The sequence below is a fragment of the Stutzerimonas stutzeri genome (genome assembly GCF_024448985.1).
Taxonomy (GTDB): domain Bacteria; phylum Pseudomonadota; class Gammaproteobacteria; order Pseudomonadales; family Pseudomonadaceae; genus Stutzerimonas; species Stutzerimonas stutzeri_AP.
The window spans coordinates 47,678-65,936 of the sequence record NZ_JAMOII010000013.1; the positions used below are offsets into that span (position 1 = coordinate 47,678).

General features: G+C 61.6%; 14 protein-coding genes. 10 read left to right on the forward strand and 4 right to left on the reverse strand.

Going from position 1 to position 18,259, the window contains the following annotated elements; translation table 11 throughout:
- Positions 1 to 17: 17 nt before the first annotated feature.
- Positions 18 to 836, reverse strand: a complete 819-nt coding sequence (locus NA647_RS14280; protein ID WP_256058289.1) for a substrate-binding periplasmic protein — start codon at positions 834 to 836, stop codon at positions 18 to 20.
- Between the two features lie 250 nt (positions 837 to 1,086).
- Between NA647_RS14280 and NA647_RS14285 the strand changes: the two genes are divergently transcribed.
- Complete coding sequence (locus NA647_RS14285) at positions 1,087 to 1,710, forward strand: TetR/AcrR family transcriptional regulator (protein WP_256058290.1); 624 nt, start codon at positions 1,087 to 1,089, stop codon at positions 1,708 to 1,710.
- Positions 1,711 to 1,757: 47 nt separating this feature from the next.
- Here NA647_RS14285 and NA647_RS14290 read toward each other — a convergent pair whose 3' ends face one another.
- Positions 1,758 to 2,087, reverse strand: a complete 330-nt coding sequence (locus tag NA647_RS14290; protein ID WP_256058291.1) for a hypothetical protein — start codon at positions 2,085 to 2,087, stop codon at positions 1,758 to 1,760.
- A 151-nt stretch (positions 2,088 to 2,238) separates the two neighbouring features.
- Here NA647_RS14290 and NA647_RS14295 point away from each other — a divergent pair, with 151 nt between their 5' ends.
- Complete coding sequence (locus tag NA647_RS14295; protein ID WP_256058292.1) at positions 2,239 to 4,299, forward strand: putative bifunctional diguanylate cyclase/phosphodiesterase; 2,061 nt, start codon at positions 2,239 to 2,241, stop codon at positions 4,297 to 4,299.
- A gap of 63 nt (positions 4,300 to 4,362) precedes the next feature.
- Positions 4,363 to 5,046, forward strand: a complete 684-nt coding sequence (locus NA647_RS14300; RefSeq protein WP_256058293.1) for a spermidine synthase — start codon at positions 4,363 to 4,365, stop codon at positions 5,044 to 5,046.
- A 71-nt stretch (positions 5,047 to 5,117) separates the two neighbouring features.
- Here NA647_RS14300 and NA647_RS14305 read toward each other — a convergent pair whose 3' ends face one another.
- Together NA647_RS14305 and NA647_RS14310 are read right to left on the reverse strand one after the other, a co-directional pair.
- Complete coding sequence (locus tag NA647_RS14305) at positions 5,118 to 5,966, reverse strand: E3 ubiquitin ligase family protein (protein ID WP_256058328.1); 849 nt, start codon at positions 5,964 to 5,966, stop codon at positions 5,118 to 5,120.
- Positions 5,967 to 6,006: 40 nt separating this feature from the next.
- On the reverse strand, positions 6,007 to 6,579 hold the full coding sequence (locus NA647_RS14310) for a LemA family protein (protein ID WP_256058294.1): 573 nt from the start codon (positions 6,577 to 6,579) through the stop codon (positions 6,007 to 6,009).
- Positions 6,580 to 6,764: 185 nt separating this feature from the next.
- On the opposite strand from NA647_RS14310, the gene NA647_RS14315 reads away from it, so the two are divergent.
- The 7 genes from NA647_RS14315 (at position 6,765) to NA647_RS14345 (ending at position 18,181) form a co-directional block, all read left to right on the forward strand.
- Positions 6,765 to 8,108 (forward strand): imelysin family protein, encoded by a 1,344-nt coding sequence (locus tag NA647_RS14315; RefSeq protein WP_256058295.1) that lies wholly within the window; start codon positions 6,765 to 6,767, stop codon positions 8,106 to 8,108.
- 232 nt (positions 8,109 to 8,340) lie between these two features.
- The gene (locus NA647_RS14320; protein ID WP_256058296.1) at positions 8,341 to 9,756 is read left to right on the forward strand and encodes a di-heme oxidoredictase family protein; all 1,416 of its coding nucleotides are present in this window, start codon (positions 8,341 to 8,343) and stop codon (positions 9,754 to 9,756) included.
- Positions 9,757 to 9,795: 39 nt separating this feature from the next.
- Positions 9,796 to 10,869, forward strand: a complete 1,074-nt coding sequence (locus NA647_RS14325) for an imelysin family protein (protein ID WP_256058297.1) — start codon at positions 9,796 to 9,798, stop codon at positions 10,867 to 10,869.
- Position 10,870: 1 nt separating this feature from the next.
- Positions 10,871 to 11,965, forward strand: coding sequence for a DUF1513 domain-containing protein (locus tag NA647_RS14330; RefSeq protein WP_256058298.1), 1,095 nt, complete (start codon positions 10,871 to 10,873; stop codon positions 11,963 to 11,965).
- A 105-nt stretch (positions 11,966 to 12,070) separates the two neighbouring features.
- Positions 12,071 to 13,696, forward strand: a complete 1,626-nt coding sequence (locus tag NA647_RS14335; protein WP_256058299.1) for a methyl-accepting chemotaxis protein — start codon at positions 12,071 to 12,073, stop codon at positions 13,694 to 13,696.
- A gap of 279 nt (positions 13,697 to 13,975) precedes the next feature.
- Entirely contained in the window at positions 13,976 to 15,124 is a 1,149-nt protein-coding gene (locus NA647_RS14340; protein ID WP_256058300.1) for an efflux RND transporter periplasmic adaptor subunit, read from the forward strand.
- A 27-nt stretch (positions 15,125 to 15,151) separates the two neighbouring features.
- The gene (locus NA647_RS14345; protein ID WP_256058301.1) at positions 15,152 to 18,181 is read left to right on the forward strand and encodes a multidrug efflux RND transporter permease subunit; all 3,030 of its coding nucleotides are present in this window, start codon (positions 15,152 to 15,154) and stop codon (positions 18,179 to 18,181) included.
- Positions 18,182 to 18,259 lie beyond the last annotated feature (78 nt).

Consider the following 18,259-nt stretch of genomic DNA (forward strand, 5'->3'; position numbering starts at 1 on the left):
TCATCGCCACCGATGCGCTAGTTGCTGGCGGGCTCCTTGGCCTTCTGTCGCTGCAGAAACTCGATTTTCCACTGCTCCATGCCGATGTATTCCGATGACAGGTTCGCCTCCACCTGATGCTTGGCTTTAAGCGCGGCGACGGCGGGCTGCTGGATCTTGAGGTAGCGGTCGAGATGCTCGATCAGTTCGGGATGATCAAGGCTGGATAGGTTGAAGGTGCTTCGTGTGTGCGGCAAATCGGCATCAAAGACCAGCGCTCCCGGCTTGGCGCGCACGTTGTTCAAGTAATGCGCCGCCACCACCACGTTGTAATAGGCACCATCGCTATCCTTGAGCAGTGCCTGACGCACCATTCGCGGCAGGTTCTCGCTACTGACCAGCAAAATCTGGTTGGCTGCGACCCGGTCCTCGTAGCCCCAGGGCGTCCAGCCATCGACCACCGCTAACCGCCTGAGTTCATCGATACCTCGCCCCACGCGCCGCGGCGCCACCATCACACCATCGACATAACTAACGACCGCTTGGCTGTAGTGCAGCCGATGACCAGATTTAGCGGGTCCGGACCAGTTGGGATTATCGGGATACTTCGCATCGACACGGCCGTCCAGCAGCGCAGGCAACAGCTCATCTGCGGGTAACACCTTGTATGTCAGACGCACACCGCTATACGCGGCGAAACTGTCCAATAATTCTCGGGCGAAGCCCCCGTAGTTGCCTTTCGCATCGCCGCTGTAGTGCGGCATGAACGCTGCCTGCTCGACGCCGATTACGTAGGTTTGCTCGGCGGCTACAGGCACTGAAAGCGCCAGCAAGGCGACCGCAAGAAATTTCTTCATTTGGAACTCCTTGTAAGTGGGACGACCCGCTCGGCAGACTCGGGGCGAGCCGGCAGGAAATGCGAAAGGCGATATCCATGACGCTGCACTGACGACAGTAGCGTAGCAGCGTTTTTTTAGAATTGTGCACAAAGACTTAAGTATTTGTTCACAAATACACGGTTTGACGGGCCCGTCTTGAGACGCTCTTAAGGCCGGTGCTAGCATGCTGCGGCAGGCCACCAGGGTGGTCGTGAATTGAACAGGCCCTATGTCCAGTATCCGCGAGCGCAACAAAGAATTGATCCTGCGCGCTGCCAGTGAAGAATTCGCCGAAAAGGGCTTCGCCGCCAGCAAGACCAGCGACATCGCCGACCGCGCCGGGCTGCCCAAGCCCAACGTTTATTACTACTTCAAGAGCAAGGAAAACCTCTATCGCGAGGTGCTCGACAGCATTGTCGAGCCGCTGCTGCAAGCATCTGCCCCCTTCAATCAGCCCGGCGAACCCGCCGATGTGTTGCGCGCCTATATCCGCACCAAAATCCGGATTTCACGCGAGCACGCCTGCGCCTCTAAAGTGTTCGCAAGCGAAATCATGCATGGCGCGCCTCATTTGCCAGCCGAGCGGGCGGAGCAGCTCAACGCCCAGGCCAGCCACAACGTGGCTCGCATTCAGGGCTGGATCGATCAAGGACTGATGGCGAAGGTCGATCCCAATCATCTGTTGTTCAGCATCTGGGCTGCGACCCAGACCTATGCCGATTTCGACTGGCAGATATCCACCGTGACGGGAAAATCCTCTCTTGACGATGCAGATTACGAAGCCGCTGCCGATACGATCATTCGTATGGTCATCAGGGGTTGCGAGGTAAAGGAAACGTCGGCCGTCAGCTGAACCAACTACGCTTTTCGAAGGCTCTGGCATGCCGCTTACGCGGCATATCAATAGTTCCTTGGGCGGTCGACGGAAGGTTCGGCGGGGCATCGAGGGTTCTGATAATGTTTTGCCCATACGTATGCCCAGCTTTTGACGTTTCCTTCATGACTACCAATACTTGCGCCAAGGCCTGTTGACGTATCGTTCACGGCCGCGCCGGAGCTTGTTTTTGCGCGAGACAAGGCCGCGCCCGCTCCCGGCGGGCTTGCGGCATTCACCCCATCCATGGGGATCGCACGAGGAGTGAAGTTTGGTTGTTCCAAATGAGCGACGAGAAACGCCGCATCGCGCAAAAATAGGCCCGATCCGAAGGGTTGCGCGGCAAACAGCGCCATGCGGCGTCGCGGGACTCGGCTGGGGAACGACGCGGCCGGCCCGGGCCATGATCTGCGTCCCGCGCCTCGCCTGGCGTCATTTGGCGCAGCAACGCGGCTCGCGACGAAACGTCAACAGACCCTAGCAACGGCCTGGAAAAAGGAAATTCTTTTGACTGCATTGCGCAACAGCCTGTCGAGGAAATTGCTCCGTATCGTTCTGCTGTCAGCGCTCGCCGTTGGGCTGGTATTAAGCTGCGCACAGATCGTTTTCGATGCCTATAAGACTCGCCAACTGATCAATGCAGAGGCCCAGCGAATCCTGCGTATGACTCGCGACCCCTCGGCCCAGGCGATCTACAGCCTGGACCGTGAAATGGGCGCACAGGTCATGGAAGGGTTGTTTCAGCACGAGTCGATTCATGAGGCATCGATCACCCATCCTGGCGAAGAACCTCTAGCCGACAAATCCCGCCCCCTCATATCCGCACCGACACGCTGGTTAACCGACCCGATACTCGGCCGCAGTCAGGCGTTCTCGATTCCGTTGATTGGTCGCCCCCCTTACAACGAGTACTACGGCGACCTGCGCATCACGCTCGACACCGCTCCCTATGGGGAGGAATTCATCAGTGACTCGATCGTCATCTTCTTCGTCGGCATTCTCCGTGCGCTGGCCTTGGGGCTATTGCTTTACCTGATTTACGAATGGCTGTTGACGCGACCGCTGACCAAGCTCACCGAGCACCTATCGCGCATCAATCCCGGCCGTCCCGGCGAGCATTCACTACCGATGCCAAAGGGGCACGAGCGAAACGAGTTGGGTCTCTGGGTCGAAACCGCCAACGGCCTGCTCGCCTCCATCCAGCACAACATGCAGCTGCGCCATGCCGCGGAAAGCAGCCTCGAACGCATGACCCACTACGACTCGCTCACCGGGCTGCCCAATCGGCAGCAGCTGCAGCAACAGCTCGACAATATTCTCGGCGAGGCCGCCCGACTACAACGCCGTGTGGCCGTGCTCTGCCTGGGGCTGGACGACTTCAAAGGCGTGAACGAGCAGTTCAGCTACCAGTGCGGCGACCGCATGTTGGTCGCGCTGGCCGATCGCCTGCGAAGCCTGAGCGGGCGTGTCGGTGCCCTTGCCCGCCTGGGTGGCGACCAGTTCGTGCTGGTGCTGTTCGGCTGCGAACAACCCTATGAGGCCGCGGAACTGGCGCAGAAGGTACTCGACGACCTGGAAAGGCCGATCACTCTCGATCAGCAAAGCATCCGCCTGCGCGCCACCATCGGCATCACGCTGTACCCGGAAGATGGCGACAGTACCGAGAAGCTGTTGCAGAAAGCCGAACAGACCATGACCTTGGCGAAGAACCGCTCGCGCAACCGCTACCAGTTTTACGTGGCGAGCATCGACAGCGAAATGCGAACGCGCCGGGAATTGCAGAACGACCTGGCCGAAGCGGTCAAACGCAATGAATTCCATCTGGTCTACCAGCCGCAGATCGACTACCGACTGAAGCGCATCACCGGCGTCGAAGCCCTGCTGCGCTGGACGCAGCCGGGCGGAAAGATGATTCCGCCGGACATTTTCATTCCCCTCGCCGAACAGAACGGCAGCATCATCGCCATCGGCGAATGGGTGCTCGATCAGGCCTGCCAACAGCTGAGCGAATGGCATCGGCAGGGCTTCAACGACCTGCGCATGGCGGTCAACCTCTCCACGGTCCAGTTACACCATGCCGAACTGCCGACGACGATCAACACCCTGCTCAAAAACCACCGATTGCCGCCCGAGACCCTGGAGCTTGAGGTAACCGAGACCGGGCTAATGGAAGACATCGCCGCCGCTACACACAACCTGCATAGCCTGCGCCGCTCCGGAGCGCTGATCGCCATCGACGACTTCGGCACCGGCTATTCCTCGCTCAGCTATCTTAAAAGCCTGCCGCTGGACAAGATCAAGATCGACAAGAGCTTCGTGCGCGACATGTCCGCCGACGAAGGCGACACGACCATTGTCAGAGCGATCATCCAGCTGGGCAAAAGTCTCAATATGCTGGTGATCGCCGAGGGCGTGGAAACCGCCGAGCAAGAGCGCTATCTCATCGATGAAGGCTGCAACGAAGGCCAAGGCTATTACTACAGCAAGCCCCTACCGGGCCCTGAACTGACCGCCCTGCTTCGCCAATCCAGACGTTTCGAGCGCACGTTCAATTCAGAACCGCTTTAAGCTCATTTCTCCATGGTGCAGCCTCTTTCGCTGCGCTTCTTTTCCCCCTTCGATGAGCCTTGCATGAAGCGTTTCGTATTGATCGACACCGCGGATATCCCCGGCGGCGGCGCCCTCTGCCTGTTCGAGTACGGTGACGATTTCGTCATCAAGATTCAGGGTGGCAATGGCAACCAGCTGATGAACACCCGCATGCACGGTTCCGAAGATGCCCTTGCGCGAATCCCCTGCGAACGGATCGCCCAGCGCCCACGCCCCCGCGTGCTGATCGGTGGGCTGGGCATGGGTTTCACTTTGGCCTCGGCGTTGAAACACCTCGGCGAGGATGCCGAAGTACAGGTCGCAGAGCTGGTGCCCGGCGTGATCGAGTGGAACCGCGGAGCGCTCGGAGAGAAGGCCGGACTGCCGATCAACGATCCGCGCACCCGAGTGCTCAACCATGATGTCGCCGACGTGCTACGGCGCGAACCTCAAGGCTTCGACGCGATCATGCTGGACGTCGATAACGGACCGGAAGGGCTGACCCAGAAACACAACAGCTGGCTCTATTCAGCAGCGGGTTTGGATACCTGCGCGCAAGCTCTTCGTCCGAAGGGCCTATTGGCGGTATGGTCAGCGAGCGCGGACCAAGCCTTCTCGCAGCGCTTGGCCAAAGCGGGCTTCAAGGCCGAAGAGGTCCAGGTATTCGCCCACGGCAACCGCGGCACACGGCATACCATCTGGATAGCTGAGAAAAAATCTCGTTAGGCCGGACAACCAACAAGCCCGGAATAACCCCAACCAATGACAATGCGCGGCCGAGATCGCCAAGCTGTGGATCAGCTAAACGCCAGCTGCGTTGCTAGCAACCAGGCACCGCCAGCGCACAGCACAGCGCCACCGATCGCCTGCCAGCGGTAACGGCGCGCAAGGACTTCCTCGCCATGGCTGGAAAGCACAAATGGCAGCGCTTCGGTCGGCCGTGCAAGCCGATGCTCCGCCGGGCGACTACTGGCAAGGCGGTGCCGCTGCTCCGCCTCCAGACCAGCAGCGAGTCGAACCCGCGCCCACTCCGCGTCGTCGAGCTGGCCGTCTCGATTATTATCGAAACGCCGCAGCAAACCGGCGTAATCACCTTTCCACTCGCGCACGACCTGTCCTTGCGCCGCGTTAAGATCAAGCCCCTGCCGGCCCCCCGCCGTGGTCCGAAAATCGCCGATGGCGTACAGCGGCTCGCCCGCGTGCAGGCGCTCTTCGGTGTAGCGGTAGCGGCGATTACCGCTTAGCCAGGCGAGAAGCCCCGTCGGCGGCAGGCCTCTGGGATGACGCAAGTCGCCGGTCCAGACGTCGCGTCGCGCGGGCAATACCTCGGCACCCTTTGGGTCGATAAGGCAGTCACCGGTGGCATCGCTCAAACGCAGCGGGCGGTCGCTGCTGCCGTGTTCGACGACCCGCCAGCTGCTGCGCTTGCCCGCGGCGCGGTACTCCTCGATCCGATACCGCCACCAGAGGCAGGGTTTGGCTGTCAGCGGCGCCAGCATGACCGGCAGGTCCGCAACCTCGCCCAACATACCGGCGAGTTCGACATAGCCCTGCGCGGCCGAGCGTATTTTCGAGGTCGGCGTGTCCAGCAGATGGCGAACCTTCGACCATCGGCTGACCCAGAGCCAACCGCCGCCCAGACACATCGCCACGCCAACGCCCGCTAGCAACACTTCGGTAGCCCACTCAGCCGAACAGGGGTTTCAGATCGACGTCCGCCTTTTGCGCCTCGCTGAACTGCAGCAAGGGCGCCTCGCGGAAACCAAATGCGCGCGCCAGCAGCACGTCGGGGAATTGCTCGATGCGCACGTTGTTCAGATTGACCGACTCGTTGTACAGCTCGCGACGATCAGCGATGCCACTTTCCAGCCCGCTGATGCGCTGCTGCAAATGCCGGAAGCTCTCGTTGGCGCGCAGCTCCGGATAGTTCTCAGCCAGCGCGAACAACCGCCCAAGCCCCGCACGCAGCCCAGTCTCGGCCTGCCCGAGCGCGCCGACATCGCCCTGCTCGCGCGCATCGGACACGGCGTTACGCGCCCTGATGATCTGCGCCAGAGTGCTGCGCTCGTGCTGCATGTATTGCTTGCAGGTTTCCACCAGTTTGGGCAGCTCTTCGTGCCGCTGGCGCAACAACACATCGATGTTCGACCAGGCCTTGCTTACGCCGTGCTTGAGGCGCACCAGACCGTTGTAAAGCACCACCGCATAAGCGACGACAAGAAACAGCACGACCCATGTAAGCACGGCGCCCAGGCTCATCGAATATCTCCATAAAGGTCCGGATTCGGAGATGCATTCTAGCTACACAGCCGAATCGCAGACGCGACCTGCTCCACGCAATTTCTTTGCACAAAATGCAAATCTTTCGCATTATGCCCTGCAGCGAATAGCCGCACCTCATCGGTCGGCATTCCCTTTTCTCACTGCAAGCAAAGGAACCCGCCATGCTACGCACCCCCGTCTGGGCCACCGCCAGCCTTCTCGCTGTCGCCATTTCACTCGCAGGTTGCGGCGAAGACAAAGCACCAGCCGAACAGGCCGCCGCGCCGCAAACCACCCAGAGTGAGCCGGCAACTGCGAGCGCGCCAGAAGCGACCCTGAACGAAGAAGCCGCACAGGCGGTGGTCAAGCATTACGGGGACATGGCGCACGCCATTTTCAGCGATGCGCACAGCACTGGTTTGAAACTCCAGGAAGCCATCGACGCCCTGCTTGCCGACCCTACCGAGCAAACCCTGCAGGCCGCCAAGGACGCCTGGCTGGCCGCACGTGTTCCCTACATGCAGACGGAAGTGTTCCGCTTCGGCAACGCCGTGGTCGATGATTGGGAAGGTCAGCTCAACGCCTGGCCGCTGGACGAAGGCATGATCGACTACGTCGAAGGCGACTACCAGCATGCGCTGGGCAACCCTGGCGCAACCGCCAACATCATTGCCAACCAGGAATTGCAGATCGGCGAAGACAAGATCGATGTCAGCGAAATCACCGGCGAGAAGCTCGCCAGCCTGAACGAACTGGCCGGCTCGGAAGCCAACGTCGCCACCGGTTATCACGCCATCGAATTTCTTCTCTGGGGCCAGGACCTGAACGGTACCGGCCCCGGCGCGGGTAACCGTCCCGTAAGCGACTTCATCGAGGGTGAAGGTTGCACCGGCGGTAACTGCGACCGCCGCCGCACCTACCTGAAAGCCGCGACCGATCTTCTGGTTACCGATCTCGAAGAGATGGTCAACGAGTGGAAGCCCGGCGTCGCGGACAACTATCGCGCCAGCCTGGAAGGCGAATCCGCCGAGAACGGTCTGCGCAAGATGTTCTTCGGCATGGGTAGCCTGTCGCTTGGCGAACTGGCAGGCGAGCGCATGAAAGTCGCACTGGAAGCCAACTCGCCGGAAGACGAGCACGACTGCTTCAGCGACAACACCCATAACTCGCATTTCTTCAATGCCAAAGGCATCCGTAACGTCTACCTGGGCGAATACACCCGCGTCGATGGCAGCACGCTCAGCGGCCCGAGCCTGGCCTCGCTGGTGGATGGCGTCGACCCGCAGATCAACACCACGCTGAAGGCCGACCTGGAAACCACCGAAGCCAAGATGCAGATGCTGGTCGTCAGCGCCAATGAGGGTGGGGCGTTCGATCAACTGATCGCACCTGACAACACCGAAGGGCAGGAAAAAGTTCGCGCCGCGATCGGCGCGCTGGTACAGCAAACCGGCTCGATCGAAAAAGCCGCTGCCGCACTGGGTATCAGCGATCTGAACCCGGACACTGCCGATCACCAGTTCTGATCCTATGTTTCAGGGAGCGGTGCAACGCCGCTCCCTGAATGCCTGCCAGGCGCTTTTCCTGTAGCCAGGCCCTTCAGAGTACTCGCCCGGATAGGTCAGCCAACCCGCTCTGACGCCACGTAGGATGGGTGAAATCCATCAGCGACATCGCCAGATCAAATGCAAACTGCTCTTATTCACACTCCATTAGCCTGCTAAGATTGCCGCCCTGCCACATGTCCAGGTACACCCGATGCACCCGCTTTTTCGCTCTGCTATCGCCCTGCTGCTGGCCATGAGCCTTGCCGCATGCGGCGAACAGGCGCCACGTTTCGAGCAGGCCGAGCCAGGCGAAGCGCTTTCCGCCGGCAGCGCGACCGTAATGAAGTTCGATCAGAACGCCTTCTCGATGCCCTCTGCCAACTTGTCGCCTGTGAGGCGACTGGATTTCAGTGTCGGCAACAGCTTCTTCCGAAACCCCTGGGTCATTGCGCCGGCTTCGACCACGGCCCGCGACGGCCTCGGCCCCCTGATGAATACCAACGCCTGCCAGAACTGCCACATCAAGGACGGCCGCGGCCATCCCGCGCAAGCCGAGCGCGGCAATGCCGTTTCCATGCTGGTACGGCTATCGATTCCCGCAAGTGCCGAACACGCCGAGGTCGTCCGCGAGCGCGGCATCGCACCGGAACCCGTCTACGGTGGTCAGTTGCAGGACATGTCCATTCCCGGCATCGCACCGGAGGGTAAGGTGCGGCTCAGCTACACCACCCGGACCGAGCGTTTCGCCGACGGATTCGAAGTCGAACTGCGTGAACCGAAGCTGGCCATCAGCGAACTCGGTTACGGCCCCATGCATCCCGATACGCAATTTTCCATTCGCATCGCCCCACCAGTGATTGGTCTCGGGCTGCTGGAGGCCATTCCCGACGCGGCGTTACTGGCCAATGTCGACCCGGACGACAGCAACGGCGACGGCATTTCCGGCCGTCCCAACCGGGTGTTCGATCAGGTTACGCGCGGCACCGCGATTGGCCGCTTCGGCTGGAAGGCCGGACAACCGAACCTCAATCAGCAGAATGCCGATGCGTTTTTCAACGACATGGGCCTGACCACGAGCCTGTTCACCGGTAATAGCTGCACCGATCGACAATTGGACTGCCTGGCCATGCCCCACGGCGGCGAGCCGGAAGTCAGCGATAACATTCTCGACCTGGTGCTGTTCTACACGCGCAACCTGGGTGTACCGGCGCGCCGCGACGTTGACGCGCCGCAGGTCCTCCAGGGCAAGACACTGTTCCACCGCGCCGGCTGCCAGAACTGCCACGTGCCAACCTTTACCACGGGCGATGCCGCCGAGCCCGAACTGGCCAATCAGGTGATCCGACCCTATACCGATCTGCTGCTGCATGACATGGGCGAAGGACTTGCCGATCACCGGCCGGAGTTCGAAGCCAGCGGCAGCGAATGGCGCACCCCACCGCTGTGGGGCATCGGCATGACCGAAGCGGTCAGCGGGCACACCCAGTTTCTGCATGACGGACGGGCACGCAACCTGCTCGAAGCCATACTCTGGCACGGCGGCGAAGCGGAACGAGCCAAACAGGCCGTACTCGGTTTCGACAGCGATGAACGCAGCGCCTTGCTGGCCTTTCTCGAATCACTTTAACGCCGGACCAACCGGTGTCCCGCCTTGCCGAGGAGCAACATGCATCCAAACCGTTACCTTTCAATCCTTTCCGCCACAGCGCTGGGTCTGATGTTGAGCGCCTGCGCGCCGTCCGACCCCTTTACCGAAACGAGCAAGAGTCTGGCTGATGAGGTCTTGCTGCCCTCCTATACCCAGTGGGCCGAAACCAACCGGCGCATGGCCGCGAGCGGTATCGCTTTTTGCGCGGGCAACGAAGAGTTGGACGACGCGCGCAAGGCGTTCGTGCACGCGCAATTTGCCTGGGCGGGCCTGCAGCCGCTGCTGATCGGACCGATGGGCGAAGGCAACCGGGCCTGGCAAGTGCAGTTCTGGCCCGACAAGAAAAACCTCGTGGGCCGGCAGATCGCCGCCCTGCTGAAGAAGAATCCTCAGCTGACCCAGGCCGATCTGGAAAATGCCAGCGTCGTACTGCAGGGCCTTTCGGCGTACGAATACGTGCTGTTCGACAAGGCCGTCGACCTGCAGGACGCCGAGGTCAAGGCGCGCCACTGCTCGTTGCTCGTCGCTATCGGCGAACACCAGCAAAAGCTCGCCGCGAACATACTCGAGCAGTGGCAGGCCGAAGGCGGCATGGTCGCGCAACTCAGCGAGTTTCCCAACGAGCGCTACGCCGAAGCGCAGGAGGCCATCGCCGATCTGTTGCGCGTACAGGTCACCGCGCTGGACGGTCTGAAGAAAAAGCTCGGCGCCCCGCTGGGCCGTCAGACGAAAGGCTTTCCGCAGCCTTTCCAGGCCGAAGCCTGGCGCAGCGATGCGACGCTCGGCAGCATCGACGCTGCCCTCGCCGGCGCACAGCGGTTGTGGCAAGGCGCCGATGACAGTGGCCTTAAACGTCTGGTCCCTGCCGATCAGGCCGACCTGGTCAAACGCATCGATGTCGCCTACGCGGCGACCCGCCAACATCTGGCGGATATTAGGCTGCCGTTCAGCGAGCTGATCGCCGACGAGGCCGGTCGCGAACGGTTGAGCGCGCTGTACCAGGACATCGACGCACTGCACCGCTTGCATCAGAACGAACTGGCCCGCGCGCTGGGTGTGCAGATCGGCTTCAACGCGCACGACGGAGACTGATATGAAACGTAGAGCCTTTCTCGGACTGGGCGGCGCCGTGGTCGCAGCCTCTGCTGTCGGCGGCTGGACACTGACCCGTCACAGCGAGCAACCGCTGCTGCTCTCCGCGCGCGACGATGCCGATGGCCGTCATTACGCAGTCGGCTATCGGCTCGATGGCAGCCGCGTGTTCGCCACGCCAGCCAACGAGCGTTGCCATGACGTGTACGTCCATCCGCATTTGCCGCTGGCGGTGTTCGTCGGGCGCCGGCCGAGCCGCGAGAGCTATCTGATCGACAGCCGGGACGGCACCTTGCTGCAGGTCATCGCCTCGCCATCTGACCGTCACTTCTATGGCCACGGCGTGTTCCACGCCAGCGGCGATCTGTTCTACGCCACCGAAAACGACACCACCGATGCCGGCCGTGGCGTGCTGGGCATCTACCGCGTCGAGGAGCGCCGGCTGGTTCGCGAAGGCGAACATTCGTCCCACGGCATCGGCCCGCATCAGCTGCTCTGGATGCCGGACGGCGAAACCCTGGTGATCGCCAACGGCGGCATCCGCACCGAGGCCGACAGCCGCGAAATGATGAACCTCGACGCCATGGAGCCGAGCCTGGTGCTGCTCCATCGCGACGGCACGCTGATCAGCAAGGAGCAACTGCCCGAGCAGATGAACAGCGTGCGTCACCTGGCAGTTGCCGCAGACGGCACCGTGGTGTCCGGCCAGCAGTACGAAGGCGACCCCATGGACGCGGTCCCGCTGCTGGCGATCAAGCGTCCCGGTCAGGCGTTCCAGGCGTTCCCGCTGGGTGAGGCGCAGCGCCAGACGATGAACCAGTACACTGCCAGCCTGGCGATCAACGACTCATTGCGCCTGCTGGCCGTGACGGCGCCGCGCGGTAACAAGGTGTTCATCTGGGATCTGGACAGCGCTGCGTTGCGCGAAGAAATTCACCTGCCTGACTGCGCCGGCGTCGCAGCGGTCGAACAAGGCTTCGTGGTGAGTTCGGGGCAGGGTCGTTGCCGACTGGTCGACTGCGGCGGCGAGCGCTTCGTCAGTACCCCGCTGCAGCTTCCCGCAGGGCTCTGGGACAACCATTTGCGCCTGGCCTGACCCTCAACATTCCGGCCTAGCCGCCGAAAAAACAGAGCGAGTGATCGTGCCTATGATCACTCGACGCCTGTCTGCGCCTGACTCCAACACTACGAGAGCGCTCCGATGTTTCTGAACAAATCCCTCCGGGCCCTGCTGCTGACGCTCATTGGCGCCGGCTCACTGATGATGCTGTTGATCGCATTCGCCAGCTTTGCCTTCTTGTCCAAGGATATTTCCGCCTACCAGACGCTGCTCAGAGGTCCGCTCGAGGCATCGCGGCTGATCGACGAAGCCAATCTGGAATTCAAGATACAGGTGCAGGAATGGAAGAACGTGCTGCTGCGCGGCAAATCGCCTGATGCCATGAACAAGTACTGGCAGAGCTTTGAAAAGCAGGAGCGCAAGGTCCAAGAATTACTGTCCACGCTGGTGCAACTGAGCAGCCACAAGCCGGACTTGTCGAGCAAGATCGAAAGCCTGCGTGCGGAGCACCGCAGCCTGGGCGTCGCTTATCGAGCCGGTCGTGATGCCTATATCGCTGCCGGTCACGACCCGCTGGCAGGCGACAAGGCCGTTCAGGGGATCGACCGTGCCACCAGCGAGCAACTCAGCGCACTGGTCGAACAGCTACGCGAATCCGCGCTGCGCAGCGCCGGTGAAATCAGTCAGGCCGCCGACCAGACCATCCTCGCCGGATCGCTGATCATGCTGATCGCTGGCGCATTGATTGCCGTGCTTAGCCTGTGGCTGGTCAATCGCAACCTGATCGCGCCCATCGGTCAGCTGGTCGATCAGATCGCCAAGCTCAGCCAGGGCGATTTCAGCGAGCGGATCGACACCAGGCGTGCCGACGAGCTTGGACGTCTGGCAGTGGCCGCTAACATCCTGCGCGACTTTCTCGCCGATACCTTTGCCCGCCTGCAGCGCAGCACCACGGATCTGGACAGCGCCAGCGGCGAGCTCCACGCCATCGCCACGCTGATGGGCCAAGGAACCCGTGAACAGTTCTCGCGCACCGATCAGGTCGCAACCGCCATGCACGAAATGTCCGCCACGGCACAGGAAGTCGCCCGCCATGCGGCCGAGGCCGCGCGTGCCGCGGATGCTGCCGACCACTCGGCTCAGCAGGGCGAGTGCATCATGCATTCGACCATCCAGACCATTACTGACATGCGTGGAGAGATCAGCAATACGGCCGAGGTCATTCGTCGCCTGGAAGCAGACAGCGGTCGAATCGGCAAGGTGCTGGAGGTCATTCGCAGCATCGCCGATCAAACCAACCTGCTGGCCCTGAACGCCGCCATCGAAGCGGCACGGGCAGGCGATGCGGGCCGTGGATTTGCCGTCGTGGCCGACGAAGTGCGCACACTGGCCCGGCGTACGGCGGACTCCACCACCGAGATTCATCAGATCATCGATACGGTGCAGACCGGCGCAGTGCAGGCGGTGCGTGCAATCGAAAACGGCCAGAGCCGCAGTGACGAAGGGGTCGAGCGGGTCACGGAAGCGGGCAGCATGCTTCAGCGCATCACGCAGGAAGTCGAGGCGATTCGCGACATGAATCGTCAGATCGCCACCGCAGCCGAAGAGCAGACATCCGTGGCCGAAGAGATCTCACGCAATCTCATCGAGATCACCGCAATCGCCACCACCAACCAGAACAACGTCGAACGCACCGAAAAAGCCAGCCAGAACCTGCACGGCCTGTCGGCACAGCTCTCTGACGTGACTCACCGTCTCGCCGGCTGACGCAACCTCATCTTGAGAAGCCGGCCTGCCGCGAGGCAGGCCGGACGCGCCGCTCTATCCCTTCCGGTTGCGCGCCCTGCCACGGCACGTCGAATCCAGCAGCGACTGCTTTACATACACTCGATTCAAGACTAATTTCGCTATTTCCGACCCCACCGGTCGGACCAATAAAAGGCCGAGCAACCCATCAGGGCGGCATTCGGTCATCGCTGTCTACCCGCACGGCTGCGTCATTCATGGCAGTAGTCAGCCGGCCCACCTCTCCAGGGAAAACGGAAAATGTTGCGCCGCATGCTGCTCATGCTGGGCGCGGTGATCGTCGTGGTATTGATTCTCGCCGCCATCAAGTTCAATTCCATCTATACGCAGATCCAACAGTTCAAGGCCCCGAAGCCGGCCGTCAACGTCGAGGTCGTGGAGTCGCGCCGACAGCCGTGGCAACGCCAACTGCCGGCGATCGGCACACTCACGGCGTCCCAGGGCATCGATCTGTCCGTGGAACTCGCCGGCACGGTCAGCGACGTGCAGTTCCGTTCGGGCGAGAAGGTCAGCAAGGGCCAGCCGATCGTTCTGCTCGACAGCGAGATCGAGCAGGCAAGCCTGGCGGCCGCCGAAGCCGATCTGCATCTGGCAAACGTGGAGTTCAAGCGGGCCCGCAGCCTGATCGACACTCAGGCCATCTCGCGCAGCGAGTTCGACCGGCTCAACGCCGAGTCACAGAAAGCGGCGGCCACCGTCGAACAGCTGAAGGCCAGCCTGGCGAAGAAACGCATTCTTGCGCCCTTTTCGGGGACCATCGGCATTCGCCAGGTGGATGTCGGTGACTTCGTCGCCGCCGGCACGCCGATCGCGACGCTACAGGATCTGTCGACCCTGTTCGTCGACTTCTATCTGGCCGAACAGCAGGTTCCCCTGCTCGCTATCGGACAATCCGTACGGGTCCAGGTAGCGGCTTTTCCCGATGAGCATTTCGAGGGCCGGATCGTGGCCGTGAACCCCAAGGTGGAAGCCACGACCCGCAACGTGCAAGTCCGCGCGGAACTGGCCAATCCCGGCGAGCGCCTGTTGCCTGGCATGTTCGCCGACCTGCAGGTATTGCTGCCGGACGAAGCGCCTCAGGTGGTCGTGCCGGAGACGGCCATCACCTACACGCTGTACGGTGATTCGGTGCTGCTGGTAAAGGAAAGTCAAGCGCCCGAGCCCGAGGAAGGCGGCGAAGCGCCCGAGCGCAACGAGCCGTATCTGGTGGTGGAACGTCGCTTCGTCGAAACCGGCGAAAGGCGCAACGGACAGGTCGTGATCCTCGACGGGCTCGATGCCGGCGAACAGGTGGTGATTGCCGGTCAGCTCAAGCTGGACACCGGCACGCACGTGGCCATCGACGACAAGCGCACGCTCGAACCGAACAACGGGGCCGACGCCCGTTGAGGCGTCGACCACAGGACAGACATCCTCATGGCTTTTACCGATCCCTTCATACGCCGCCCCGTGTTGGCCAGCGTGATCAGCCTGCTGATCGTGTTGCTCGGTTTTCAGGCATTCAACAGCCTGGTGATCCGCCAGTATCCGCAGATGGAAAGCGCGCTGATCACGGTGACCACCGCCTATCCCGGCGCCAACGCCGAGACGATCCAGGGCTATATCACCCAACCGCTGCAACAGAGTCTGGCCAGCGCCGAAGGCGTGGACTACATGACTTCGGTGAGCCAGCAGAACCTCTCGGTCATCTCGGTTTACGCGCGTATCGGTGCCGACACCGACCGGCTTTACACCGAGCTGTTGAGCCAGGCCAACTCGGTGAAGAACCAGCTGCCGCAGAACGCCGAAGACCCGGTGCTGAACAAACAGGCCGCCGATTCGACCGCACTTATGTACATCAGCTTCTACAGCGAGCAGTTGAGCAATCCGCAGATCACCGATTACCTGTCGCGGGTCATCCAGCCGAAGCTGGCCACCCTGCCCGGCATGGCCGAGGCGGAGATTCTCGGTAATCAGGTCTTCGCCATGCGGCTATGGCTGGACCCGGTGAAGCTCGCCGCCCATGGCCTTTCCGCAAGCGATGTGAACGAGGCGGTGCGCCGGTACAACTTCCTTTCCGCTGCGGGTGAAGTGAAGGGCCAATATGTGGTCACCAGCATTAACGCCGACACCGACCTGAAGACGCCGGAAGCCTTCGCTGCGATCCCGCTGAAAACCCAGGGCGACAGCCGCGTACTGCTCAGCGATGTCGCACGGGTCGAAATGGGCGCCGAAAGCTATAACGCCATCAGCTCGTTCGATGGCACGCCCTCGGTCTATATCGGCGTCAAGGGCACACCGAGCGCCAACCCGCTGGATGTGATCAGCGAAGTGCGTGCGGTAATGCCGGAAATCGAGTCGCAATTGCCACCGAATCTGAAGGTGACCATCGCCTATGACGCGACGCGCTTCATCCAGGCGTCGATCGACGAAGTGGTGAAAACGCTCGCCGAGGCGGTGGTCATCGTCATCGTCGTGGTCTTCCTGTTCCTCGGCTCGCTACGCTCGGTGCTGATTCCGGTGGTGACCATTCCGCTGTCGATGATCGGCGTGATGTTCTTTATGCAGACCATGGGGTATTCGATCAACCTGCTGACGCTGCTGGCCATGGTGCTGGCGATCGGCCTGGTGGTGGACGACGCCATCGTCGTGGTCGAAAACATCCACCGGCACATCGAGCAAGGCAAGACACCCTTCCAGGCGGCTATCGACGGGGCGCGCGAGATCGCCATGCCGGTGGTCAGCATGACCATTACCCTGGCGGCGGTGTACGCGCCCATCGGCTTTTTGCAGGGGCTGACCGGTGCGCTGTTCCAGGAGTTCGCGCTGACGCTGGCCGGCGCGGTGCTGATCTCCGGCGTGGTGGCGCTGACCTTGTCGCCCATGATGTGCTCGCGTCTGCTGCGTCACGAAGAGAACCCAACAGGCCTGGCGCACAGGCTGGATAGGCTGTTCGACCGCCTGAAACTGCGTTACCAGCGCGCCCTGCATGGCACGCTGAATACTCGTCCGGTGGTGCTGGTGTTCGCGGTGATCGTGCTCGGGCTGATTCCAGTGCTGCTCAAGTTCACCGAAAGCGAACTGGCGCCGGAAGAGGACCAGGGCATCATTTTCATGATGGCCAGCGCACCACAAACGGCCAACCTCGATTACCTGAACGCGTACACCGACCAGTTCCTGGAAATCTTCAAATCCTTTCCCGAGTACTACTCCTGGTTCCAGATCAACGGGTTCGACGGCGTACAGAGCGGTATTGGCGGTTTCCTGATGAAACCCTGGGATGAACGCGAGCGTACCCAGATGGAGGTATTGCCGGAGGTACAGGCCAAGCTCGACAGAATTCCAGGCCTGCAGATCTTCGGCTTCAACCTGCCGTCGCTGCCCGGCACTGGCGAGGGCCTTCCCTTCCAGTTCGTGATCAACACCGCGAGCGACTACGAGTCGCTGCTACAGGTCACCGAACGCATCAAGAAAAGAGCCGAGGAGTCCGGCAAGTTCGCCTTCCTCGATGTGGATCTGGCCTTCGACAAACCGGAAATCGTCGTCGACATCGACCGCGAAAAGGCCGCGCAAATGGGCGTGACGATGGAAGACCTCGGCGTGACGCTGGCCACCCTGCTCGGCGAAAGCGAGATCAATCGCTTCACCATCGAAGGACGCAGCTACAAGGTGATCGCCCAGGTGGAGCAGGCCTACCGGGACAATCCAGGCTGGCTGCACAACTACTACGTGAAGAACGACCAGGGCGAGATGGTGCCGCTGTCGACGCTGATCAAGATCCATGACCGCGCCCGGCCGACACAGTTGAAGCAGTTCCAGCAGCTCAACGCGGCGACGATCCAGGGCTTTCCCATCGTTAGCATGGGCGAGGCCATCGACACGCTGCTCAGCATCGCCCAGGAAGAAGCGCCGCAGGGGTTCGCCTTCGACTATGCCGGCGCGTCGCGCCAGTACATACAGGAAGGGAGCGCCCTGTACACGACCTTCGCGCTCGCGCTGGCCGTTATCTTTCTGGTGCTGGCGGCGCAGTTCGAGAGCTTCCGCGATCCGTTGGTGATTCTGGTCACGGTACCGCTGTCGATCTGCGGCGCGCTGGTGCCGCTCTTCCTCGGCCTGTCGAGCATGAACATCTATACCCAGGTCGGACTGGTGACGCTGATCGGGCTGATCAGCAAACACGGCATCATGATCGTCGAGTTCGCCAATCAGCTTCGCCGCGAGCAAGGTATGAGCCGCCGCGAAGCGGTGGAAGAAGCCGCGGCGATTCGCCTGAGACCGGTCCTGATGACGACGGCGGCAACCGTGTTCGGCATGGTTCCGCTGATCCTGGCCAGCGGTGCCGGCGCGGTCAGCCGCTTCGACATCGGAACGGTGATCGCCATGGGCATGACGGTCGGCACCCTTTTCACGCTGTTCGTTCTGCCTGCCGTCTATACGGTATTGGCCAGTCCCGACAGGAAGGCTTGATTGGAAGATGCGGGGCAGGAATTGCGCTGCCACACAGAGTGATAGGTTTTTCAGAGCCAGCTATCGTCAGCGATGACT

Coding starts and splice junctions, on each gene's coding strand:
- NA647_RS14320 (WP_256058296.1), top strand. CDS start 8,341: ATGCACCCGCTTTTTCGCTCTGCTATCGCCCTGCTGCTGGCCATGAGC.
- NA647_RS14290 (WP_256058291.1), bottom strand. CDS start 2,087: ATGGCGCTGTTTGCCGCGCAACCCTTCGGATCGGGCCTATTTTTGCGC.
- NA647_RS14285 (WP_256058290.1), top strand. CDS start 1,087: ATGTCCAGTATCCGCGAGCGCAACAAAGAATTGATCCTGCGCGCTGCC.
- NA647_RS14310 (WP_256058294.1), bottom strand. CDS start 6,579: ATGAGCCTGGGCGCCGTGCTTACATGGGTCGTGCTGTTTCTTGTCGTC.
- NA647_RS14330 (WP_256058298.1), top strand. CDS start 10,871: ATGAAACGTAGAGCCTTTCTCGGACTGGGCGGCGCCGTGGTCGCAGCC.
- NA647_RS14315 (WP_256058295.1), top strand. CDS start 6,765: ATGCTACGCACCCCCGTCTGGGCCACCGCCAGCCTTCTCGCTGTCGCC.
- NA647_RS14280 (WP_256058289.1), bottom strand. CDS start 836: ATGAAGAAATTTCTTGCGGTCGCCTTGCTGGCGCTTTCAGTGCCTGTA.
- NA647_RS14340 (WP_256058300.1), top strand. CDS start 13,976: ATGTTGCGCCGCATGCTGCTCATGCTGGGCGCGGTGATCGTCGTGGTA.
- NA647_RS14345 (WP_256058301.1), top strand. CDS start 15,152: ATGGCTTTTACCGATCCCTTCATACGCCGCCCCGTGTTGGCCAGCGTG.
- NA647_RS14300 (WP_256058293.1), top strand. CDS start 4,363: ATGAAGCGTTTCGTATTGATCGACACCGCGGATATCCCCGGCGGCGGC.
- NA647_RS14335 (WP_256058299.1), top strand. CDS start 12,071: ATGTTTCTGAACAAATCCCTCCGGGCCCTGCTGCTGACGCTCATTGGC.
- NA647_RS14305 (WP_256058328.1), bottom strand. CDS start 5,966: ATGTGTCTGGGCGGCGGTTGGCTCTGGGTCAGCCGATGGTCGAAGGTT.
- NA647_RS14325 (WP_256058297.1), top strand. CDS start 9,796: ATGCATCCAAACCGTTACCTTTCAATCCTTTCCGCCACAGCGCTGGGT.